At 41.5% G+C, this 23059-nt stretch carries 26 protein-coding genes; 15 read left to right on the top strand and 11 right to left on the bottom strand.

Features of this window, described 5'->3' with window-relative positions:
• Window positions 1-55 precede the first annotated feature (55 nt).
• Entirely contained in the window at window positions 56-763 is a 708-nt protein-coding gene (locus tag MgSA37_RS16470; RefSeq protein ID WP_096353435.1) for a 2-C-methyl-D-erythritol 4-phosphate cytidylyltransferase, read from the top strand.
• Between the two features lie 68 nt (window positions 764-831).
• Here MgSA37_RS16470 and MgSA37_RS28285 read toward each other — a convergent pair whose 3' ends face one another.
• From MgSA37_RS28285 to MgSA37_RS16480, 3 genes are all read right to left on the bottom strand, one after another.
• Window positions 832-981 (bottom strand): lmo0937 family membrane protein, encoded by a 150-nt coding sequence (locus MgSA37_RS28285; RefSeq protein ID WP_157750604.1) that lies wholly within the window; start codon window positions 979-981, stop codon window positions 832-834.
• A gap of 110 nt (window positions 982-1091) precedes the next feature.
• A complete protein-coding gene (locus MgSA37_RS16475; RefSeq protein ID WP_002996718.1) occupies window positions 1092-1313 on the bottom strand; it encodes a DUF2795 domain-containing protein in 222 nt (73 codons plus the stop codon).
• A gap of 167 nt (window positions 1314-1480) precedes the next feature.
• Window positions 1481-2029, bottom strand: coding sequence for a cob(I)yrinic acid a,c-diamide adenosyltransferase (locus MgSA37_RS16480; RefSeq protein WP_096353437.1), 549 nt, complete (start codon window positions 2027-2029; stop codon window positions 1481-1483).
• Window positions 2030-2280: 251 nt separating this feature from the next.
• Here MgSA37_RS16480 and MgSA37_RS16485 point away from each other — a divergent pair, with 251 nt between their 5' ends.
• Window positions 2281-3267, top strand: coding sequence for a chitinase (locus MgSA37_RS16485; protein ID WP_096353438.1), 987 nt, complete (start codon window positions 2281-2283; stop codon window positions 3265-3267).
• A gap of 65 nt (window positions 3268-3332) precedes the next feature.
• On the opposite strand, the gene MgSA37_RS16490 is transcribed toward MgSA37_RS16485, so the two are convergent.
• The gene (locus tag MgSA37_RS16490) at window positions 3333-3731 is read right to left on the bottom strand and encodes a hypothetical protein (RefSeq protein WP_096353440.1); all 399 of its coding nucleotides are present in this window, start codon (window positions 3729-3731) and stop codon (window positions 3333-3335) included.
• 206 nt (window positions 3732-3937) lie between these two features.
• On the opposite strand from MgSA37_RS16490, the gene MgSA37_RS16495 reads away from it, so the two are divergent.
• Window positions 3938-4561 carry a hypothetical protein gene (locus tag MgSA37_RS16495; RefSeq protein WP_157750605.1) on the top strand — a complete coding sequence of 208 codons (624 nt, stop codon included), beginning with the start codon at window positions 3938-3940 and terminating at the stop codon, window positions 4559-4561.
• A gap of 128 nt (window positions 4562-4689) precedes the next feature.
• On the opposite strand, the gene MgSA37_RS16500 is transcribed toward MgSA37_RS16495, so the two are convergent.
• The 4 genes from MgSA37_RS16500 to MgSA37_RS16515 all read right to left on the bottom strand — a co-directional run bounded on the left by MgSA37_RS16500 (window position 4690) and on the right by MgSA37_RS16515 (window position 7529).
• A complete protein-coding gene (locus MgSA37_RS16500; RefSeq protein ID WP_096353443.1) occupies window positions 4690-5415 on the bottom strand; it encodes an ABC transporter ATP-binding protein in 726 nt (241 codons plus the stop codon).
• Window positions 5416-5670: 255 nt separating this feature from the next.
• On the bottom strand, window positions 5671-5982 hold the full coding sequence (gene gatC / locus MgSA37_RS16505) for an Asp-tRNA(Asn)/Glu-tRNA(Gln) amidotransferase subunit GatC (RefSeq protein ID WP_096353445.1): 312 nt from the start codon (window positions 5980-5982) through the stop codon (window positions 5671-5673).
• A complete protein-coding gene (locus tag MgSA37_RS16510; protein WP_096353447.1) occupies window positions 5982-6710 on the bottom strand; it encodes a lysophospholipid acyltransferase family protein in 729 nt (242 codons plus the stop codon). The genes gatC and MgSA37_RS16510 overlap by 1 nt, the downstream gene beginning before the upstream one ends.
• Window positions 6711-6776: 66 nt before the next feature.
• Window positions 6777-7529 carry a lysophospholipid acyltransferase family protein gene (locus MgSA37_RS16515; RefSeq protein ID WP_096353449.1) on the bottom strand — a complete coding sequence of 251 codons (753 nt, stop codon included), beginning with the start codon at window positions 7527-7529 and terminating at the stop codon, window positions 6777-6779.
• Window positions 7530-7566: 37 nt separating this feature from the next.
• Here MgSA37_RS16515 and trpS point away from each other — a divergent pair, with 37 nt between their 5' ends.
• The 9 genes from trpS (at window position 7567) to MgSA37_RS16560 (ending at window position 17844) form a co-directional block, all read left to right on the top strand.
• Entirely contained in the window at window positions 7567-8562 is a 996-nt protein-coding gene (gene trpS, locus MgSA37_RS16520; protein ID WP_096353451.1) for a tryptophan--tRNA ligase, read from the top strand.
• 221 nt (window positions 8563-8783) lie between these two features.
• Window positions 8784-9398: a deoxynucleoside kinase gene (locus tag MgSA37_RS16525; RefSeq protein WP_096353453.1), complete on the top strand. Its 615-nt coding sequence runs from the start codon at window positions 8784-8786 to the stop codon at window positions 9396-9398.
• Between the two features lie 68 nt (window positions 9399-9466).
• Window positions 9467-10198: a 3-deoxy-manno-octulosonate cytidylyltransferase gene (gene kdsB / locus MgSA37_RS16530; RefSeq protein WP_096353454.1), complete on the top strand. Its 732-nt coding sequence runs from the start codon at window positions 9467-9469 to the stop codon at window positions 10196-10198.
• 18 nt (window positions 10199-10216) lie between these two features.
• Window positions 10217-11320, top strand: a complete 1104-nt coding sequence (locus MgSA37_RS16535) for a hypothetical protein (RefSeq protein ID WP_096353456.1) — start codon at window positions 10217-10219, stop codon at window positions 11318-11320.
• A 37-nt stretch (window positions 11321-11357) separates the two neighbouring features.
• Window positions 11358-11957 carry a hypothetical protein gene (locus MgSA37_RS16540; protein WP_096353457.1) on the top strand — a complete coding sequence of 200 codons (600 nt, stop codon included), beginning with the start codon at window positions 11358-11360 and terminating at the stop codon, window positions 11955-11957.
• Window positions 11958-11987: 30 nt separating this feature from the next.
• On the top strand, window positions 11988-12635 hold the full coding sequence (locus tag MgSA37_RS16545) for a hypothetical protein (RefSeq protein ID WP_096353459.1): 648 nt from the start codon (window positions 11988-11990) through the stop codon (window positions 12633-12635).
• Between the two features lie 177 nt (window positions 12636-12812).
• Window positions 12813-14423: a CTP synthase gene (locus MgSA37_RS16550; RefSeq protein ID WP_096353461.1), complete on the top strand. Its 1611-nt coding sequence runs from the start codon at window positions 12813-12815 to the stop codon at window positions 14421-14423.
• Between the two features lie 21 nt (window positions 14424-14444).
• Entirely contained in the window at window positions 14445-16277 is a 1833-nt protein-coding gene (gene yidC, locus MgSA37_RS16555; RefSeq protein WP_096353463.1) for a membrane protein insertase YidC, read from the top strand.
• A 202-nt stretch (window positions 16278-16479) separates the two neighbouring features.
• Window positions 16480-17844, top strand: a complete 1365-nt coding sequence (locus MgSA37_RS16560) for an exonuclease domain-containing protein (protein ID WP_096353465.1) — start codon at window positions 16480-16482, stop codon at window positions 17842-17844.
• 195 nt (window positions 17845-18039) lie between these two features.
• Here MgSA37_RS16560 and pyrF read toward each other — a convergent pair whose 3' ends face one another.
• Window positions 18040-18882, bottom strand: coding sequence for an orotidine-5'-phosphate decarboxylase (pyrF, locus tag MgSA37_RS16565; RefSeq protein WP_096353466.1), 843 nt, complete (start codon window positions 18880-18882; stop codon window positions 18040-18042).
• A 401-nt stretch (window positions 18883-19283) separates the two neighbouring features.
• On the opposite strand from pyrF, the gene rho reads away from it, so the two are divergent.
• From rho to purS, 3 genes are all read left to right on the top strand, one after another.
• Window positions 19284-20900: a transcription termination factor Rho gene (gene rho / locus MgSA37_RS16570; RefSeq protein WP_096353468.1), complete on the top strand. Its 1617-nt coding sequence runs from the start codon at window positions 19284-19286 to the stop codon at window positions 20898-20900.
• Between the two features lie 101 nt (window positions 20901-21001).
• The gene (gene pssA, locus MgSA37_RS16575; protein ID WP_096353469.1) at window positions 21002-21757 is read left to right on the top strand and encodes a CDP-diacylglycerol--serine O-phosphatidyltransferase; all 756 of its coding nucleotides are present in this window, start codon (window positions 21002-21004) and stop codon (window positions 21755-21757) included.
• A 31-nt stretch (window positions 21758-21788) separates the two neighbouring features.
• Window positions 21789-22046: a phosphoribosylformylglycinamidine synthase subunit PurS gene (gene purS / locus MgSA37_RS16580; protein WP_096353471.1), complete on the top strand. Its 258-nt coding sequence runs from the start codon at window positions 21789-21791 to the stop codon at window positions 22044-22046.
• Between the two features lie 87 nt (window positions 22047-22133).
• On the opposite strand, the gene MgSA37_RS16585 is transcribed toward purS, so the two are convergent.
• Together MgSA37_RS16585 and folK are read right to left on the bottom strand one after the other, a co-directional pair.
• Complete coding sequence (locus tag MgSA37_RS16585) at window positions 22134-22511, bottom strand: Hpt domain-containing protein (RefSeq protein ID WP_096353473.1); 378 nt, start codon at window positions 22509-22511, stop codon at window positions 22134-22136.
• A 40-nt stretch (window positions 22512-22551) separates the two neighbouring features.
• The gene (gene folK, locus MgSA37_RS16590) at window positions 22552-23013 is read right to left on the bottom strand and encodes a 2-amino-4-hydroxy-6-hydroxymethyldihydropteridine diphosphokinase (RefSeq protein ID WP_096353474.1); all 462 of its coding nucleotides are present in this window, start codon (window positions 23011-23013) and stop codon (window positions 22552-22554) included.
• Window positions 23014-23059 lie beyond the last annotated feature (46 nt).

Here is a 23059-nt window from a genome sequence, read left to right on the forward strand (position 1 = left end):
TTAGTCAGCAAGAGTTCAAATAGTATTAATCTGTCACTTGTTGTAATTCCGCTTTATGGCTTCTTCTAATCTCCAATCTCCAACCTCTAATCACTATGCTATCATTGTTGCCGGCGGCTCCGGAAGCCGGATGCAGTCTGCGGTTCCCAAACAATTTTTGACACTCAATGGAAAGCCGGTATTAATGCATACGGTTGAGGCTTTTTTTTATTCGGCATCAGCGCCCAAAATCATCCTTGTTTTACCGGCAGATTACCAGTTGTATTGGAAGGAACTTTGCGCCGAATATAATTTTACTATCGGCCACCAATTGATTACGGGCGGCGAAACCAGGTTTCATTCAGTTAAAAATGGGCTCAACGCCATAACGGAATACAACGATACATTGGTGGCTGTGCACGATGCCGTTAGACCCTGCCCCGGAGAGGCGGTAATTAACGAGTCTTATAAACAAGCATCTGCAACCGGCAATGCCATTACTGCCGTAAAAAGCCGCGACTCTGTGAGACAGTTAAAAAACGGCACATCGGTAAGTTTATTGAGGGATGAAATATACCTGGTACAAACCCCTCAAACTTTTCAAATAGCACAACTTAAAGCAGCATACAACCAGCCTTTCACCGAAGCATTTACTGATGATGCCAGTGTTGTGGAAGCAGCAGGCTTTTCTGTTTCAATAATTGAAGGCAGTTACAGAAATATAAAGATTACTTTCCCCGAAGATATAGCAATTGCAGAACGGTTACTAGTTGATGGTTCATAGTTCATAGCCCGGAAATTACTAACTTTTTTCCCCTCTTTGACACCATGAACCATGAACCACAAACCGGTCTATGCTCTTCGGATGATCCCTAACAGAATTGCAATTACAGCAATTACCAGCAGGATATGGATCAGTCCGCCGCCAACAGGATAAACAAAGGCCCCGAATATCCATCCGATTACAAGGATTACAGCGATTAAATAAAGAATGCTTCTCATTTTATAAAGTTTTAGTAGATAATATTTTATACTCAACTAAAACTATTCCAAAATGTTTTACAAAATAAAAAACCCTGCTGATGCAGGGTTTTTTATTTTAAAGGCGCCTTTTAGTATTCGTCCTCGTTAAAAAAGAAGTCATCTTTTGTAGGGTAATCAGGCCATATCTCTTCGATATTCTCATATGGCTCACCGTCATCCTCCAATGCCTGCAAGTTTTCAATAACCTCAACAGGCGCTCCGGAACGGATCGCGTAATCAATCAATTCATCTTTTGTTGCGGGCCATGGCGCATCTTCTAGGTGCGATGCAAGTTCAAGTGTCCAATACATATGTTCTTATTTAGTGTTATCAGGTAAATTTACTTTTTCGCAAAAGTATAATATTTTTTATTTGATTATCAAATTTTTCATTAATATGATTTGATTTTTTTTGGCCATACAGCTATCACTGCCGGTTTTATTTTTTTTGGCAGCAACTTCCGGTTTTTCCAAACTAATCAAACTCTCGGTATCCACTGATTTTCAGGAACTTTACTTTCGTTACCAATCTTTCTTGCCAGGGTAAACAGATAGTCGCTCAGCCTGTTAAGGTAAATGGTTACCTTTTCATCCACCGTGCTCTCTCCGGCAAGGTGAACGGTTATCCTTTCGGCCCTCCTGCATACACAACGCGCAATATGGCAATAAGATATGGCATTACTCCCGCCGGGTAAAATAAAATGACGCAATTCAGGCAATTGCCCGTTCATCGTATCCATTTCCTTCTCAAGCAATTCAATATCCTCCGCATGCAGATCGGGGATGATCATCCTTGATTTCTCCGGATCAGATGCCAACGATGACCCAATGGTAAATAACCTGTCCTGTACCTGTTTCAATATATCCTTATGGTGAACGGCAATTTCCTGGTCGATAATAAGCCCCACATAGGAATTCAGCTCATCTACGGTTCCATAACTTTCAATCCGGATATGCGATTTCGGGACCCTCGTGCCCCCTATTAATGAGGTAAAACCCTTGTCGCCTGTTTTGGTATATATTTTCATTGTATTTCGGATGTCGGAATTTCGTCCCGATAGCTATCGGGATCGGATTTAGCTTTAGAATTATTTAAATTACAGAAACGCTCAAAATCTACTTAATGCTGATTTTGACTTTCGAATTTATTGTTTTGATTTGGCATTTTGATTGTTCATTTTCGAAATATATTATTCAAACATATAAACAGTGTGTTAATTATAGCGTTATTATTTATAATACATTCCGAAATCGAACATCCGACATCCGAAATTAAAAAATGAGACCAATCCTATTATCATCCAAAATAAGTATTATCGTTTTATCAGTTACGCTATTAAGTTTAAAATGCGATAAACCGGCAAATGCAGACGCAGGTCTAACGGCCAATAAAACTTCGGTTGCCGCCATGATCACCGAAAAGCAATTCAATGATTTATTCCCCATGCGGGATAAGTTTTATACTTACGCCGCCTTTATAAAAGCCGTTAAGGACCTGGCCCTGGTAAAAATAAAAGTAGTAAAACGCACGGGGAATACCTACCAGTTTACCCGTACAGATAAAAGCACAGGTAAATCAACCGTTATACGCCAGGATGAGGACTTTGATGAAGATTGGGCAAAAAAGAAGCCAGATAGCACGTATTTGATAGATTATGGATCTTTTTGTGCCGAAAAGGACCTGGCCACCAATAAAAAAGAATTAGCTGCTTTTTTTGCACAAATAGCCCACGAAACCCGGCATGGCGAAGACGGGCAATACAATGACGGCTTGATGTATCTTTATGAAAACGATACTTCAAACAGCTATACAGCGCCAAATGACGTGTACCCGGCCGTTACAGGTAAAAAATATTACGGCCGCGGCCCGATGCAGCTGAGCTATAATGGTAATTACGGCTATGCCTCCGACTGTATTTTTGGAAATAAACATGTTCTGCTCAATAATCCGCAACTGGTAACCGGCGATGCGGTAGTTGCTTTTAAAACAGCGATATATTTTTGGATGACGCCCCAGGCCTTAAAACCTTCGGCGCATGATGTAATGATCGGCAAATGGCAGCCCAATGCGACAGATAAAGCTGCCGGCCGCGTTCCGGGCTTCGGGATGACCATCAACATCGTTAACGGCAATGTGGAATGTAACCAGGGCGAAAACAATTATGGGATGAAAGACCGCATCGGTTTTTACCGGCATTTTTTACAAAAACTCGGCGTAAGCGACCCCAATTGCGCATGCTCCTGCGGGAAGATGAAACCGTATTGATTTCGGATTTCAGATGTTCGATTTCGGAATTTAAATGAAGAGTCTCCATTTCATCTGCTACCCACTTAATTTGTTTTGTAAACAACTTTAACACCGTTAACGGACTGTTCCATTATAAAAGTTCTTAGACGTTTATCGTAACTGATTTCAATGTTGTTGTCTGTTAACCATTTGAAATTTATTGAGGCTGGGTATAGCCTTGCTTTGCCATGATCATCGTCAACTGTAAAGGTATTACCAACTACCGTTGTATCAAATGCACTTTTACAGTCTACAAGACTAACCTGGTATGAGTCACCAACCGTTGCGCCACCTTCCCTTAAAAACAAAATCGCCTTTTTAGTATGTATTTTATTAGCGCTTTCCTTTATTAACTTATTTGACTCATCATCGCCCAAAGTAAGGCAGGAACTTAATACACTCATCAAAATGAATATTGAAAGGGTACCAATGAATCGCTCCATTTATGAATTGAGGTTTAATGTTTAACGCAATAAATCTACATTTTCATGTAGCAATAAACTGAAGTGGTCAAAAATAATGATATTAAAGTTTGAGTTCGACTTTTGTGCAGGTCAAAGTATTCAGTTTTTGTAGTAACAATTGCTTTATTACCGTTTTGTTGGTTTATTTACATTGATTAATGCTTTTTATAAAAACGATTTGTTTAATGGAAAATTACCCCTTTGATACTACCGGCCTTACCAGCGATACGATTGACCTGTTCAATGATACCTATATGGCGCTAAAGGCCAAATTCGATATCCAGGTAACCGGTAACATTGATTTCCAGCTGGAACAGTTTGAAGTATTCAGCCAGTACGATGACGTAAACATCAGGGGTTCCTATGCCCTCAAGCATGAAAACGGCAACGACTGCTACGTTATTTTTGTGGAAGCACATTCCAGCGTAATGGGTAAAAATCAAAGATTTCATTATTATCAATACCAAACCTGGGCAGTAGCCTATGTGAAAAGCGATTTTGACCGCGTATTAATCAGGCGTGAAACGCTTACTGACAAAATTATTGAATTGGTACACCCTGTCGAGCTGGATTTTGAGGAAGACAAAGCCTTTAGTGATACCTTTTATGTGCTGGTGAATGACCGCGACAAGGCGACACGCAGCATTGACCGCAATTTCCGCAACGCCGTGATGGACATCCGGGAAGATGGTTTTGTGGTAGAAATTATGGGGCATACGCTGATCGCGGGTAGTCAGGACCCTGTAATGCCAGGGATGGCCGTACACCTGGCCGAGTTTGCTGAGAGGGTTTGTAAATCGTGCTCGTAACCTGACCTAATTGATGATTTGCAACTTTGGTAAGAGATTGATGGCTGAAATTTACTAAAAGTAACATTGAGTGGTTGATGAACAACTTAATCCACCTAATCCAACCCAATCAACCTATCAACCAAACCCTATTCAGCCACAACCTTACTCCTATCCACTTTATGGATATTTTCATTCGGATAATCGTTTTCTATTAATCCATCACGCATCCGGACGATGCGGTGCGCATGCAAAGCGATATCCTCTTCGTGTGTTACTAAAATGATGGTATTGCCTTTAGCGTGGATGTCTTCTATCAGCCCCATTATTTCAATGGAGGTTTTGGTATCCAGGTTACCTGTAGGCTCATCCGCTAATATAATGGACGGATTATTGATAAGCGCCCGGGCAACGGCTACACGCTGGCGCTGACCGCCCGAAAGTTCATTAGGTTTATGGTCTACGCGGTTACCTAAACCAACGTTCTCGAGGTTTTTCCGGGCGCGGGCCTGCCTGTCGGCTTTATTGACGCCTGCATAAACCAATGGCAGGGCAACATTGTCTAAAGCCGTATTGCGCGGGAGCAGGTTAAAGGTTTGAAACACGAAGCCGATCTCTTTGTTTCTTACTTCTGCCAGCTCGTTATCCGTCATATGGCTCACATCGATACCGTTGAGGATATATTCACCTTTAGTAGGTGTATCCAGGCAACCCAGAATATTCATCAGGGTTGATTTCCCGGAGCCCGAAGGACCCATTAAAGCCACAAATTCACCTTTTTTGATAGTTAACGAAACTGATTTAAGGGCATGGATAATCTCCGTACCAATAACGTATTTACGCCCGATATCTTTTAAGATGATCAAAGGCTCCATGGTCTTTTTAGATGAAGTATCCTTTGAGGTAATTAGTGGCTCCATATTTTTCTTGGTTTGACGCTAACTGCCGGATTTTGTTACAGATTATTTTGAGGAAGTCCGAAACCTGCCTGCCGGCAGGCAGGGTCAGTAAAGACCGAAAGTCCGGAAGATTTATTTTGTCTTTTGCGTAAATATTATTGCAATTAAAAGCATTGCCTGCGAAATATTGCTCAAGCCTATTCTTTTTTCTTTTCAGTCTTTCGGACTTTACTAACTTTCGGACTTTTCAGACTTCAAATCAATCACTTTAGCCACCAAAAAATATTCTTCGTCGTGTTTTGGAGCATTTAATAAAGCCTCTTCATGGGTAATCTCCTGCTTAACTACATCTTCACGCATGTTATTCACTTCCGATGTCATATACACCAGAGGATCAACGCCCGTGGTATCTATTTCGTTCAGTTTATCCATAAAACCGAGGATCTTGTTCATATCCTCAATCATGTGCAATTTTTCTTCACCGGTAAGTTCAAGCCGCGCCAGGTGGGCTATTTTTTCAACGGTTTCTTCGTCAATGGTCATTATACTCCAAGTTTTTGTTTAATCACTTCATAAACCTCATCGCGTAACGCATCTGCATCATCCAGTGTTAAATGAGCTGTTTCAATGGGTTTGTGCACAAATATATCACAAATGCCGGGCCTGCTGCCATATTTACTGCCGGTATTCCATAAAACTTTCCAGGTATTAAGCGAAGTTACAGGCAATACAGGAACTTTCAATTCAATTGCCAGCCTGAAAGCGCCATTTTTAAACGTGCCCAGTTTTGGCGGATATTCGAGCGGGATAGTTGCTTCCGGAAAAATAACCACACTTACGCCGTCTTTCAGTTTTTCGCCTGCCTTTTTAAATGCTTTAAACGAGGAAATTTTACTGTCACGGTTTACGGTAATATCAATTGTCCGGAAAAAGAAGCCAAGTACGATATTTTCCCTGAGTTCTTCCTTGCCGATGAAGGAATGGTTATTTTTTGCAGCAATGCAAATGGCCGAAATATCAAGGTTGGAAGTATGGTTGCCGCAAATTATATAAGTTCGGCTCCAGTCAATCTGTCCCTCATATTTCACCCTGAAAAATATTCCCGAAACAAGTGTACTCGACTTAATGATAAAACGCCTGAACCCGTTGATATATTTATATCGTTCGGTCCTGCGCGACAGGTAAAATAAAACGGGCCAAACCAAAAGGAAAAAAAAAGCGACGCTATACCGGTAAAATTGGGTATGGATTCTTTTCAATAAGATTTTCATGGCTCCCAAAAATAGCAAAAAGTTGCGTAGACACGCAAAACTTTGCGTGTAAGCAGAAAATCATATTCATGCAATCTCCAACGCCATATACCCCAGCTGTAATTGCCGGCCGATGATGCCGTAAACCTCATCACGCAGCGCGTCCGCATCGGCCGGGGCAAGATGTGCCGTTTCTATCGGCCTGTGCACATGGTAATGGCAAATACCGGGCTTTGTGCCATATTTGGTGCCATCGTCCCAAAGTTTCTTCCATGTATCTGAGGTCGACACAGGTATAATCGGGATCTTTAAATCAATAGCTAATTTAAACGGCCCGTTCTTAAATTCATGCAGGGTTGGGGGATAATTATCGGCGATGCCCCCCTCGGGGAAAATAATGAGCGTATAGCCGTTATTGAGCCTTTCGGCGGCCATTTTAAACGCCCTGTAGGATGACATTTTACTTTCGCGGTTTACCGGGATATCCACCGTTCTGAAAAACAGGCCGGTCACCAACCCGTCCTTTAATGTTTCTTTACCCATAAAGCAGCAATTGCTTTTTACTAATACGCACATGGCAGCAATATCAAGGTTTGAGGTATGATTGGGGCACACAATGTAGGTTTTGCTCCAGTCGATGGGTTCCTCGTATTCATACTTAAAAAGAAAGCCTGCAAAGCCGGAACTTAAAAAACCCCAGGCGCGCCTTAGTTTATTCATGCCGTAATAACGCGATGGATTGCGCGAAAAATAATACAGCATGGGCCAGCATAAAAAATAGGTAAAGGCCACGCTGGCGACATATAAATAGACGTGGATTTTCTTCAATAGTATTTTCATCTCCCTCAAAAATATAAAAAATCCTTACTTTCGCGCCATGGAAACTGTTGTTAGTGGGATCCGTTCAACCGGAAAACTACATTTGGGAAATTACTACGGAGCGATACAAAACTTTGTAAAAATGCAGCATGAGTATAACTGCTATTTTTTTATAGCCGACCTGCATTCATTAACCACCCACCCTACCCCTGCCGATCTTCATGGTAATATTAAACAGGTGCTGGTTGAATACCTTGCAGCCGGCATCAACCCTGAAACTGCGACAATCTATTTACAATCAGATGTCCCCGAAATATCCGAGCTTTATTTATACATGAACATGAACGCCTACCTGGGCGAGCTGGAACGGGCCACGTCATTTAAAGACAAGGTTAGGGCAAACCCCGATAACGTAAATGCCGGCCTTTTAACATACCCGGTTTTAATGGCCGCGGATATCATCATCCACAAAGCTACTAAAGTACCGGTAGGTAAAGACCAGGAACAGCATTTAGAGATGGCGCGCACCTTTGCCAACCGATTTAACAGGTTGTACAGTAAGGAAGTTTTTCCGGAGCCCTATGCCTTTAATTACAGCGAGAACCTGGTAAAAATTCCGGGCCTGGATGGCGCCGGCAAAATGGGAAAATCAGAAGGTGAAGGAAACGCTGTTTTTTTATCCGATTCGCCGGAAGTGATCCGTAAAAAGGTAATGCGCGCCGTTACAGACAGCGGCCCGACTGCCGAAAACCAGGAAAAACCGGTTGAAATACAAAACCTTTTCGATATTATGAAAGTGGTATCAACGCCGGATACCTACACCCATTTCGATAATTTGTACAACAGCTGCCAGGTACGTTACGGCGACCTGAAGAAACAACTGGCCGAGGATATTATTATAGCGACCACCCCTATCCGCGAAAAAATAAGCGATATTGCCAATGATGCGCCTTACTTACGGCAGGTAGCCAAACACGGCGCCATTAAAGCCCGTGAAAGCGCCCAACGTACCCTGAAAGAAGTACGGGAAACTATTGGTTTCAGGAGCTTCTGAGGGAGTTCATAGTTCATGGTTCATAGTTCATAGTGGCTGCCGGTTGATATTTGACAGCGTATTTTCAGTTCGTTGTTGATAGTTCATGCTCCATAATGTATATTAGGCGGAGTTTTATCATGATTTAGTTACACTAATGGTTGGCTACGACTTAAGAACTCCCGCTATGAACTATGAACCATGAACTATGAACGAAAACAACTATTAACGATCAACTAAAAATGCACATTGCTATTGTAGGAAACATAGGCGCCGGTAAAACTACGCTGACCGAATTGCTGGCCAAGAATTATGGCTGGGACCCTTTGTATGAGGCTGTTGACAACAATCCCTACCTGGAAGATTTTTACAGCGACATGAAACGCTGGAGCTTTAACCTGCAGATCTACTTTTTAAATGCCCGTTACCGCCAGATCATGGATATCCAGAAAAGCGGTCAGGACCTGATCCAGGACAGAACCATTTACGAAGATGCTTATATTTTTGCCGAGAACCTGCACGATATGGGCCTGATGACGACGCGTGATTACCAGAACTACCAGGCGATATTTGATAATGTTATCGAAAACATAAAACCACCAGATCTGCTCATCTACCTCAAAGCTTCGGTACCTACGCTGGTAAATAATATCCAGCGCCGCGGCCGAGAATATGAATCAGGCATCCGGCTGGATTATTTATCCAAACTGAACGATAAATACCAGAAATGGATAAATGGTTATAAACTGGGCAAACTGCTGATCATCGATAAAGACAATATTGATTTTGCCAATAAAACCGAGGACCTGGCTACGATTGTACAAATGGTGGAGCGGGAAATACATGGGTTGTTTTAATTTTAGAAGTACGATTTACGATTTACGATTTAACAGCAATCGTAAATCGTAAATCTAAAATCGTAAATATGAAGATCCTCGGCATCATCCCCGCCCGCTATGCATCCACCCGTTTCCCGGGTAAACCCTTGGTTGATATTGCCGGCAAAAGCATGATCCAAAGGGTTTATGAGCAGGCAAAAAAATGTGCGCATTTAGCTGAAGTGGTTGTTGCTACCGACGACGAACGCATTTATAAGCATGTGCATGATTTTGGCGGCGTGGCCATTATCACCTCGCCTGATCACCAGAGCGGTACCGACCGCTGCGCCGAAGTGGCGCTGAAGCATCAGCAATATGATGTAATCATTAACATCCAGGGCGATGAACCTTTTATCGACCCGGAACAGATCAGCAAACTGGCAGCTTGTTTTAACGATAAGGATACCCAGATCGCTACGCTGATTAAAAAAGTGCTTAGCGCTGAAGAATTGTTCAACAGCAATTCGCCAAAGGTGGTACTGAATAAATTATCTGAAGCGGTTTATTTTTCCCGCTCTCCCCTGCCGCATATCCGCGGGCAGGAGCCGCAAAACTGGCTCAGCCATTTTACTTATTTTAAGCATATTGGTATTTACGGTTACCGGGCGGATGTTTTGCAGGAAATCACCAAACTACCTGTATCGTCCCTGGAAAAAGCCGAAAGTCTTGAGCAATTGCGCTGGATTGAAAACGGCTATCATATAAAAGTTGCGGAAACTGAGCTGGAGACGTTTGCTGTGGATACGCCGGAAGATTTGGAAAAGCTAAAATTTAACTAACCCAAAACCAACCTTATTGTGAAGATAATAATTACAAAAACGTTAATTTTTATTGCGGTAACTACTTTTGCGTTTACCGTTAAGGCCCAGAGTGATTATGTAATAACCGTTGGAGGTGATTCGATCTCCTGTAAAATCATCGCTCCTGCTTTTGGCCCCATTAAATATCAAAGCGCCGCAATGGATGCACCGAAAAGGATCAAGTCTGATGAAATAAAAGAATATTATCTTTCGGGAGACCGTCAATTATATCGGGCTGTTTTTATCAATTATGACAAAAGGGCTACCTATTTAAATGTTATTGAAAATGGAAAAATCAGCTTGTACGAGGTAATCAATACCACTTATAGTAGCATGACTATGGCATCAATAACGACTAAAGTTTGGTATATCGGTAAAGGTACAAATTACGTTAAAGATTTTAAAAGCAATGGCCTGTTTAATAGCAGAAGCAGGAATGAACGAAAGGACGGTTTTGCTGAAATGTTGGAGGATAACAAAAACATTTACGATAAATATCGAACCGAAGATAAATTCAGTTTTGAACAAATTAGAAACCTTATCCATCTATATAATACAGGTAAACCATTGGGACAATACGCCCAGGACTACTTTATCAAAAAAACAAAAGACACTATTTTTTGTGAAATAGAACTAAGTAAGCATTACAATAACAGCAGGTACAGGTTAAATAAAAAGGACAGATTTACTAATATGGATACCTCTGTTACAGAGTATTTTATAGGCGATAACAATGTTACCGTCGTAAAAAAAATTATTCCTGGTGAAAAAGCAAGTGTTTATGTTAGGCAGATTAAAAAAGGAAGAATAAACCTATATGAACAAATGCCAATCGGCAACCATGAAGCAGCAACATCATATATGTATGCCAATAAGGGCGATGGCCCCTTAATATTGATCAATGCAACCAGATCAGTTCAGGCTGATGCAGGAGAGACAAATAAGGAACAAAAAGCATTTCTTGAATTGTTTGCAGATAATCTGACACTACGAAAAGAGTTGATTGAAACGATGAAGCATGATTATAACATTGACACAATTACTGACTATATTAGTCGTTACAATCTGGCCTACTTAAACAATACTTCATCCAACAGATAAACAGTTTCTGATAAAAATTATCTAAACCGTAGCAACCATGAACCTGAAAACTATCCTTTTTACCATCCTGTCGCTTGCGGCATTGTCATTAAAAGCGCAGAACCCTGACCGCGTGATTACCGACAAACACGACACCATACACTGCAAACTTTCGCGGGGGTGGATGGGGGTAGTTAAATATAAAACGGATAAGGGCGATCCTATTAAAATAGAATTGGGTAATGTGCGGGAATTCTATTCTGAAAACAAAAAAATGTGGGTGAGGAGGGTTTATATTACCAGTTCACGAATCCCATGTTTTGTTGACGTACTGGTAGCGGGCAAACTAAATCTATACGAAATGAGCGGCAAGCTTGCCTTTTATGACGGCTCGCTCACCTACGCCCGTGTAAACCCGATGTCTACGTCGTACGTGCCACCAACCAAAACCCAAAATTTCGTAGCAAAAACAACCGATACAGCCGAAGTGGTAATGGACGATGATATTTCGCGCGGCAAAAACAAGGAACTGCTTGATGCAAAATTTGTCCCCATTATCCAGGACAATAAAGATGTTTACAGCCGCTATCAGGCAGAAGGCCACATCAGTTTTGGTGAACTCAAAAAACTGGTTGAGATGTACAACGCGGGCAAGTGAATTTAACCAATCCTAAAGAGATAATTGCAAATGAAACCTTTTAACACCTTATTTATTACCTTCAGTTTGATAATTTCATTTTGCTGTGCATTCGGGCAGAATAAATTTGCTAAAATAAGTTATAAAGACGATTCTCCGTTTACAGGCTATATTATCAACGAAAAAGGAGACACCGTAAAATGCGAGTTTAAAAAACCAGCTTTAGGCCCCTTAAGATACAAACCGGTTAATTCAACAGACAAGTTCAAAAAACCGTCTCCTGATGCAGTAAAAGAGTATTTTTCAACTTATGATTCCTGTACTTATGTAGCCCTTTATGCTGACACCAATTCCTCCGATATGACTTATTTAAAAAGACTTGAGAATGGATTATTGTGTCTTTATGAGCAAGTCGTCATCGTTAACCGAGATATTTATATGAACGGCTATTATTATGGCAGCAGTAACAACATTTACGTTTACGTCAACAAAGATAATGGCACGTTAAGAGAAATAAAATCGAATACCTTGAACATTGCCGGTGAAAGCAGAAAAAAACGAAAAGCATACCTGCTCAGCCTGATTGCCGACGATGCCGACCTGGCGAAACAATTTGATGCCGAACAGGATTACGACATCAAAACGCTGAGACATTATATTCATGCTTATAATGTATTCAAATCAGCTGCGGCTAAATGATCAATGAAAATTAATTAACCAGCATTTTCAAATTTTCAAATCCTCAAATTTTCACATTAAGACCCTTTTTCCACATTTAAAACTTCTTCGTTCTAAGCCCAAAATTTTTCTTACTTTTGTATCCCGTACACAAACAATTTGTTTCGGCCCAAATGCCGGTTCAAAAGCAAAAAAATCATGACTAAATACATTTTTGTTACGGGCGGCGTTACCTCGTCGTTAGGGAAAGGCATTATATCAGCCTCCCTTGCAAAACTCCTTCAATCGCGCGGTTACCGCGTAACCATTCAAAAGTTCGACCCCTATATCAATATCGATCCGGGTACATTAAACCCATACGAGCATGGCGAATGCTATGTTACTGAAGACGGCGCCGAAACCGATTTGGACCTTGGCCACTACGAGCGCTTTTTAAATACCCCTACTTCGCAATCCAACAACATTACTACGGGTCGCATATATCAGAATGTGATCAACCGCGAACGCCAGGGGGATTTTTTGGGTAAAACCGTACAGGTTGTACCGCATATTACGGACGAGATTAAAAGGAATATCCGCCTGCTGGGCGAAAGCGGTGAATATGATATCGTGATCACTGAATTGGGTGGAACAGTTGGTGACATTGAGTCGCTGCCCTATATTGAAGCGGTTAGGCAGTTCAGGTGGGAAATTGGCTCGGGTAATTCCCTGGTGATCCACTTGACATTAATACCGTTCCTGGCGGCCGCCGGCGAATTGAAAACCAAACCAACACAGCACTCTGTAAAAATGCTGCTGGAGTATGGGATCCAGCCGGATATCCTGGTTTGCCGTACAGAGCATCACCTCAATATGGACATCCGTAAAAAGATAGCTTTATTTTGCAATGTAAATATCAACGCGGTAATTGAATCTATCGATGCATCCACCATTTATGATGTGCCATTACTGATGCTGAAAGAGCAGTTGGACAAAACCGTTTTAACTAAATTAAAACTCCCCAACAAAAACGAGCCGGACCTTGAAAACTGGAAAGACTTTTTGGGCCGCCTGAAAAACCCTACCTCCGAAGTTCGTATTGGCCTTGTAGGGAAATATGTAGAACTACCTGATGCCTATAAATCCATCAGCGAGTCGTTTATACACGCAGGCGCTAAAAACGAGTGCAAGGTAAAAGTTGAATATATCCCTTCGGAAATGCTAACACCCGGTAACGCGGTTGAAAGGCTGAAAGGCCTGCACGGTGTTTTGGTAGCGCCCGGTTTTGGCGAGCGTGGTTTTGAAGGCAAAATAGAAGCCATCCGTTATGTGCGCGAAAACAATATCCCCTTCTTTGGGATTTGCCTGGGCATGCAATGCGCGGTGGTTGAATTTGCCCGCAATGTACTGGGGCTGAAGGATGCCAGCAGCACTGAAATGAACCCCGAAACACCACACCCGGTAATCGGGATGATGGAGGACCAGAAGAAAATTGTTAATAAAGGCGGTACTATGCGTTTAGGCGCTTATGTATGCGATTTGAAAAAAGGCAGCAAAGCCGAAAAATTTTATGGCAAACCCAGGATCAGCGAACGCCACAGGCATCGCTATGAATTTAATAATGCCTACTTAAAGGAATACGAAAATGCCGGTTTAACGCCGTCAGGATTTAACCCGGAGAACAACCTGGTTGAAATAGTTGAGCTTAAAAATCATCCGTTTTTTATTGGTTCGCAATTCCATCCCGAATTAAAATCAACAGTTGCAAATCCGCATCCACTTTTTATTAACTTTGTCGCCGCTTCGCTGGCCTATGCCCGTAAGCAATAAAAATAGAACGAAAATATAGTAATGGATAAAAATACGTTTACAGGCTTATTCCTGATCATGATCATAATGGGAGCTTCCATTTTCTTCATGAAACCTAATGATGCTGATATAAAGAAAGAAGCCATCCGCATGCACGCCGATTCGGCGAAAAAAGGGCTGCTGCCAAAAACAGCTATTGCCGCAACGAAAGCTGCCGACACAACAAAAGCAGCAGCGAATGTTAAAGTGGATTCGGCAATTTTAAAAAGCCCCTTCGGCGCCGCAACAGTAGGTACCGACAAATTGATCACACTTGAAAACAAGGACATCATTGTAAAGCTGACCACACATGGCGGCCGCGTTTATTCGGTTGAATTAAAAGACTACAAAACTTTCAATAAAAAACCGCTTGTATTGTTTGAAGGCGACAAGAACCATTTCGGTTTGAATTTTACCGCAGGTAATAACAGCATCAATACTGATAACCTTTATTTTACCCCAAGTGCCAACGCGCTCATCGTTTCCGGTAAAGATTCCAGCACGGTTACCATGCGTTTGAGTTATAGCGCAACGCAATATATTGATTACATCTATTCACTTAAAGGGGAAGGCTATAAATTAGGTTTAACTATAAAACCAACCGGGTTAGACCAGGTTGCCAATACAAACACCATCAATGTTAACTGGGCCGCAAGTATGCGCAAACAAGAAAAGGATATGGACCAGGAACGCAGGTATTCCACCATATTCTTTATGAATACAGATGAAGGTGTTGATTATTTGAGCGAAACCAAAGATGATAAAACCGATGTGAATGACAAAAAGCTGCAATGGGTATCCTACCAGGCGCATTTTTTCTCTGACGTGCTGATCGCAAAAAAAGGTTTTGATAAATCAAGCCTGTCTATCAGTACCGATGTAACAGATACTACACACTCAAGGCAAATGAGCGCCGCGCTTACCGTTAGCAAAAATACCGACGGTACCTACCCGCTTGAATTTTATTTTGGCCCGGTTAAATATAATTTCCTTAAAACACAGGGCTATCACCTGGAAAAACAGGTGTATATGGGCTGGGGATTCCTGGCGTATATCAACCGTTTTTCGGTGTTACCGGTATTTAATTTTTTGAGCCAGTTTACCAGTAATTATGGTTTGATCATCCTGGCTTTAACCCTTATCCTTAAACTGGTTTTATCTCCGCTTACTTATAAGTCGTACTTATCAATGGCTAAGATGCGGGTATTAAAGCCGGAGATGGACGAAATTAAGGGAAAAGTTGGCGAAGATAATCCTACCCTTTTACAACAGGAATACCTGAAACTGTACAAAAAAGCGGGTGTTAACCCACTGGGAGGCTGTTTACCACTGGTGATCCAAATGCCGATCGTATTTGCCTTCTTCCGGTTTTTCCCAAGCTTGTTTGAGTTACGCGGACAGGGATTTTTATGGATGCACGATCTCTCTACGTATGATGCGCTGATCACCTTCCCTACCATTCCTTTTATCGGCAACCACTTAAGTATCATGTGTTTGCTGATGACGATCTCTACACTGATCTATACTTATTTCAATAACCAGATCTCGGGCGCAACCGGGCAAATGAAATATATCGGATACATCACCCCGGTTATTTTCCTTGGCGCGCTGAACAGCTACCCATCAGGTTTGAATTATTATTACTTCCTGGCTAACATGCTTACCTTTTTACAGCAATACATTATCCGTTTGATGGTTGACGATAAAAAGATTCATGCCCAGATCCAGGAAAACAAAAAGAAACCAGAAGTTAAAAAGAAACAAAGCGGTTTCCAGGCACGCATGGAAGAAATGATGCGCCAGAAACAACAATTGCCGCCGGCGAAGAAGAAATAATTCTTTGGAGTCAATGGTCGATAGTCCATAGACCATGGTAAAAAATAGAATAATAAAGGCTGAAATCGTTAAACGGTTTCAGCCTTTGTTATTCTATCCGGTTTAACCACCTTATTTTTTTGCTATCGACCATGGTCCATGGACCATGGACAAAAAAACAAATCACTAAAAATATTAGTATTATTTTACTACATTTACCCCCATGTATGCTATTGTTGATATCGAGACTACCGGGGGGCATGCCAGCGCCAATGGCATTACTGAAATAGCTATATGCATACACAATGGTAAAAAGGTTATTGAACGCTATTCAACCCTGGTTAACCCGCGCAGGGAGATCCCGGTTTATATCAGCGCCCTAACCGGCATCACCAATGAAATGGTGCAAAATGCGCCGCCTTTTGAGGATGTGGCGCACGATGTATATCACCTGTTGAACAATAAAATTTTTGTTGCCCACAATGTAAATTTCGATCATTCCTTTGTGCGTTACCATTTGGCGGCAGCAGGTTATGAACTGAATTGCAGTAAACTTTGCACCGTAAGACTGGGGCGTAAAATAATACCCGGGCTTCCCTCCTACAGTCTTGGCAAACTATGCCGGCATTTGGGAATCGATAATGAGAGCCGTCACCGCGCTGCGGGGGATGCAGAAGCGACTTCTCAGCTATTTTCGTTATTGCTGCAGAAGGATATCAATAACCATATCCCGCAGGCATTAAAGCAAAATTCCAAAGAACAAGTTTTGCCGCCAAACTTACCCCGAAAGGACGTGGATGCTTTGCCATCATCGCCGGGTATCTATTATTTTCACGATGAAAAAGGGAAAGTTATTTATGTTGGCAAAGCAAAAAACTTAAAAAAACGGGTAAGCAGCCATTTCGCCGGCAATAACCCCGGCCCGCAACGGCAGGAGTTTTTACGGAATATCTGCCATATCTCTTTTCAGCTTTGTGGTACCGAGTTAATTGCTTTTGTATTGGAAGCTGTGGAAATCAAGCGCCTTTGGCCCAGGTATAACCGTTCCTTAAAGCGGTTTGAGCAGGCTTACTCCTTATATGCTTTTGAAGACCAGCGCGGCTACCTGCGACTGGCTGTGGATAAGCACAGAAAAATGACCGGCTCCATTTACAGTTGCAACACGCTATTTGAAGCGCGTAGTGTAATACTGCAATTGATCGATACCTTTGAGCTTTGCCCGAAACTTTGCTTTATTCAAACCAATACAGAACCTTGTATAGGAGTAAACCGCGAAAAATGTGCGTGCGAAGGCATTGAACCACCCGAAGCCTATAACAAAAGAGTAAATGCTGCCATTGATGAATTAAATAACGCCCTGCCCACCTTCGCTATCAGGGATGCAGGCCGTACGGATGAGGAACATAGCTGCCTGCTGATTGAAAAGGGCAAATTTTATGGCATGGGGTTCATCTCCCACTACTTCGATGTCGACAACCTGCAGCAATTAAAAAATCACCTCACCCCCTATCCCGGTAATGATTACATCAAAGGGATGGTGGCCAATTATGCAACCAAGTTTCCGGAACGGAAAGTGGTTTTTGGATAACGCAGGAAAAACTTATCCGAAAAAGAAACAATACTTAATCGCAAGGAAGTGTTAGATTGGTTTGGCGGACTCGAACGTTTTGTTGATCATCATAAAACGATGATAGATGAGTTACTAGTTCGCAAACGCTTGAAAATATAAAATCAGTATCAGACTTACGAAGTTTTTGAAAACTTCGTAAGTCTTTCATAAGGATTAAATAATCCCTGCCTTTTCCAACTCATTTTCCATCTGCAGCTGGATCTTCAGCGCTTCGGCCCCTGCCGCTTCGGCAAAGTCTTTGCCGTTGGAGGCATATATAATAGACCGTGAGGCGTTTACAATCAACCCGCAATCCTTTGTCATACCGTAGCGACAAACCTCTTCCAGGTTACCTCCCTGTGCGCCTACGCCCGGCACCAGTAAAAAATTATCAGGTGCAAATTTGCGGATATTGGTAAACTCGGTGCTTTTGGTAGCGCCCACGACAAACATCATCCTGTCGGCCCCTGCCCAGGTATTGGCTTTTTGAATAACAGTTTCGTACAAAAAGCCCTGGTTGGTTTCCAGGTATTGAAAATCTTTACTCCCTGCCGATGAGGTGAGCGCCAGCAGGATGACCCATTTGCCGGGATATGATAAATAGGAGTTCACTGTATCTTGCCCCATATAAGGCGACACAGTAATGGCATCAAAGCTCATCCCCGAAGCATCTTCATTAAAAAATGCTTTGGCGTACATATCAGACGTATTGCCTATGTCACCGCGCTTGGCATCAATAATATTAAGGCAATCCTGGGGCAGATATTTCCAGGTATCAATTAAGCTTTGCAGACCTTTTATCCCACGTGCTTCATAAAAAGCTGCATTGGGTTTATAAGAAATGCACAGATCCTGCGTTGCATCAATGATCCGTTTGTTAAATTCAAATACCGGGTCGGGGTATTCTTTTAAAAACGCTGGTATTTTTTCGATGTCGGTATCAAGACCTACACACAGAAAAGATTTTTTTGTTTGATCTGTTCTATTAGCTGCTTTCGGGAAATCATCAGGGAAGATTGTTTTATTCGAGGCACAAAAAAACTAAAAATAAAACTAAGTGTTGAGCTTAAAATGATATTTTTTAAATAATTTGAATTTTTTAAATAATTTGAGTAGAATTGCAATGTTTTCCGTTGAATTTTTCTTGCACTAAAGAAACAATTTAAAACTCCAGGTTATTTTATTAATTATTTACATGGGTTTAGATGTTGCATAAACAAGTTGCAAATAAAATCTTTCATATAAAAACATCCTCCATGTATATCAATATTAAAAGGATTTGCTAATACAAATAAAATTCTTTCTTAACGCCGGGCAGCTTAACAAAAAGCTTAACTGCCCTATAATACCAGTGAAAAATACAAAAGCATCACAAAAGATATTCTAATTAAAAATCTCCTTGAACTATAATATATAATATGTTTGATACAAACGAATTGAACGACAAACTCGTTTCAGAGTTGCGCGATATTGCCAGAAACTTAGGTATTGGTGAAGCTGACGACCTTAGGAAGGCTCAACTCATCAGTCGGATTGTTGAACAGGAACAGCTGATAGAAGCAGCCCGTGCACAACAAAGTACCGTAAATACCATTTATACTCCCAAAGGAGCTGAACCCGCCGAGAGTACCGAAAAAACACGTAAAAGAATACGCACCGTAAAAACAAGCAACAAGCCCCGCATAGAAGTGCCTTTGGATGATACCAATTTATTTGATGAGCCAGATGATGACGTTTCTGCTGACGAGGATAGCGAAGTGCCGTTAATGAACGGTGACGATGCCGAAGCTGCGCAGGACGGTGATGCTGCCGCGAAAGCAGATGATACCATAACAGAAGGACGCAACCCTAAATTTGAACGCAGGGTAAATAACCAAACCAGCCAGCAAAAAAGCCAGGAGCCACCCATTAACCTTGATTTTGACAATGTAATTGTAAATGAAGGTGTTTTGGAAATTATGCCCGACGGATATGGTTTTTTAAGGTCATCAGATTATAACTATCTTACTTCTCCGGATGACATTTATGTTTCGCAATCACAGATAAAGCTATTTGGTTTAAAAACCGGTGATACTGTTCGCGGAAGCATCAGGCCTCCTAAAGAAGGTGAAAAATATTTCCCTTTGGTACGGGTTGAAGCCATTAACAGCCGTATCCCTGCCGAAGTTCGCGACCGCGTGCCATTTGACCACTTAACACCGCTTTTCCCTTCCGAGAAATTGAGCCTGTTTACTGATCCGGGTAATTACTCAACCCGTATTATGGACCTTTTCTCACCAATTGGTAAAGGACAACGCGGTTTGATTGTCGCCCAGCCTAAAACAGGTAAAACCATGCTGTTAAAGGATGTGGCCAATGCCATCGCCAAAAACCATCCCGAAGTTTACCTCATCATCCTTTTGATTGATGAACGCCCGGAAGAAGTAACAGATATGGCCCGCAGTGTACGTGCGGAGGTTGTATCATCAACCTTTGATGAACCGGCTGAACGCCACGTTAAAATTGCCAATATCGTTTTGGAAAAAGCAAAACGTATGGTAGAGTGCGGTCATGACGTGGTTATTTTGCTCGACTCGATCACCCGTCTTGCCCGTGCTTACAATACCGTAGCCCCGGCATCCGGTAAGATATTATCTGGTGGTGTTGATGCTAATGCCCTGCACAAACCGAAACGCTTTTTCGGTGCTGCCCGTAATATTGAAGACGGTGGCTCATTAACCATCATAGCAACAGCGTTGACAGAAACGGGCTCAAAAATGGATGAAGTAATTTTCGAAGAGTTTAAAGGTACCGGTAACATGGAACTTCAGCTCGACCGTAAATTATCCAACAAACGGATCTTCCCGGCTATTGACATTACCGCCTCAAGCACACGCCGCGATGATTTACTGCTCGACCGCGAAACCCTGCAACGGATCTGGATTTTACGTAACCACCTTGCGGATATGAATTCGCAGGAAGCAATGGAATTTTTACAGTCGCAGATAAGAGGTACAAAAACAAACGAAGAATTTCTTATCTCGATGAATTCGTAATAATTTAGTATTTATGAAGTTTTAATTAAGGTAACACTAAATTTAGAACTTCATAAATACTACAGAATTACTTCAACAAACATTGCTACCTTCATGCCGGAATGAAGAATCGAGTTAAAAAACACTTACCAAATGCAATAACCTGCGCAAACCTGTTTAGCGGCTGTGTGGGTATTGTATTAGCTTTTAAAGGTGAACTGGTTGCAGCTGCCTACGCTATATTTTTGTCGGCTATATTTGATTTTTTTGACGGACTGGCCTCCAGGGTACTCAAATCATTTTCGGGTATTGGCAAGGATCTTGATTCATTAGCAGATATGGTGAGTTTCGGGGTTTTACCCGCCGTTATCATGTACCAGATATTTTTACAGGCCCCCCAAATCGCTCAAATTAGCGGATGGTTAAACTTTATCGCTTTTTTAATCCCTGTTTTTTCGGCTTTACGGCTTGCTAAATTTAATGTAGATACCCGCCAGGCCGAGAATTTTATTGGTTTGCCCACACCTGCAAATGCGATATTGATTGCCTCTTTCCCCATGATCATTGAGCATCATGATCGTTTTTACGAACCTTTTTTATCAAATCCGTATGCACTACCAATTTTTGTGATTGTTATGTGCACGCTGTTAGTTTTAGAAATGCCTATGATGTCGTTAAAATTTAAAAACAGCGACTTTAATCAAAATATTTATCGGTATTTATTACTGTTATTCTCGGCTATTCTGATACTATTTTTTAAATTTGCAGCAGTTCCGGTGATCATATTGATCTATGTCATCTTATCCATTATCCAATTCAAATTTGCCAATGAGCCTATGGTCGGTGTCGCCCAAAAAGAAACAAAAATTCACCGATAATAGATTCGTTCGCTATTAAAACTTATAATTGATGAAAAAATTCCAGGCTGAAATAGATGTAATGCCGAAAAAAGAAATACTTGACCCACAGGGGAAAGCTGTAACAGGAAGCATGAAAAACCTTGGGTTAGCTGAAATACACAATGTACGCATCGGCAAACACATCACCCTTGAGATAGAAGCCGACAGCGCCGAAACTGCTCACAGCAAAGTTGACCTTGCCTGCAAAAATCTTCTTGCAAACCTAATCATGGAAAGCTATAGCTTTAGTGTATCGGAAGTTGCGTGATAGAGATTGGTTAATCAGAGGTTAGAGATTAGTTGGAATTTCAATCAATCTTTACAATTTGGCATTTTTCTGCCTAATCTCCAATCACTATAATTGAGTTTCTTTTTCTGCCTTTATTTTGGCGAGAGAAATCAAGTTTTCTGCAAGGATTGCCTGTACTTCGCTGAATTTTTGTTTTAACAGCTCAGGGTCCTGCGCACCGCCCTTTGCCATAATCTCAACTTCCTGGATAGTAGCCTGGCTGATCGGCATTCCAAAAAAACCCAGATTTGGTTTCAATTTATGTGAAGCTGAAGCCACAGTTGTCCAATCACCGGCGGCAATACCGGTAGCAATCATCTGCAATAATTCGGGGGTTTGCTGCATGAACATTTCAATTGATTCAACGATAAACTCGTTGCTCCCGTCAGCAATATCCAGCAAAAAAGAAAGGTCGAGGTCCTGTGGTATAGAATTATGAGACATAAAAGGGTTTATAAACTTCAAAATTATATCTTTTTTACGTTCAATTCATCAATAAGTTCGAATTTAAGTTGTAAAATATTTTTTTTAATACCGGGTGCATCGTGTCCGCTGCTATTTCTGCCAGCGGTTCAAGCGTAAACCTTCGTTTTTGCAACTCAGGATGTGGAATAATAAGCCCGGGGTCATTTATTATTTGCTGATCATACAATAATATATCAATATCAATCGTACGCGACCCCCATTTTTCCTCCCGCCGCCGTCCGAGTCTATTTTCAATATTTAATACCTTTTCAAGAACCTCATTTGGATTAAACGCTGTTTTTAATAATATCACCTGGTTCAGGTAATCAGGCGCATCGGTTTTTCCCCATGATTGCGTTTCATAAACCGACGACTTTTTTAACACAGGGGCTATTACAGATTCTATTTGATCAATAGCTTGTTTCATAAACAACTGCCTGTCTCCCAGGTTACTCCCCAACAATAAAAAAACCTCATGCATGTTGTAACAAATATTATAGACAGTGCTCTTAATGTTATCAGTTGCG

Source organism: Mucilaginibacter gotjawali, assembly GCF_002355435.1.
Taxonomy (GTDB): domain Bacteria; phylum Bacteroidota; class Bacteroidia; order Sphingobacteriales; family Sphingobacteriaceae; genus Mucilaginibacter; species Mucilaginibacter gotjawali.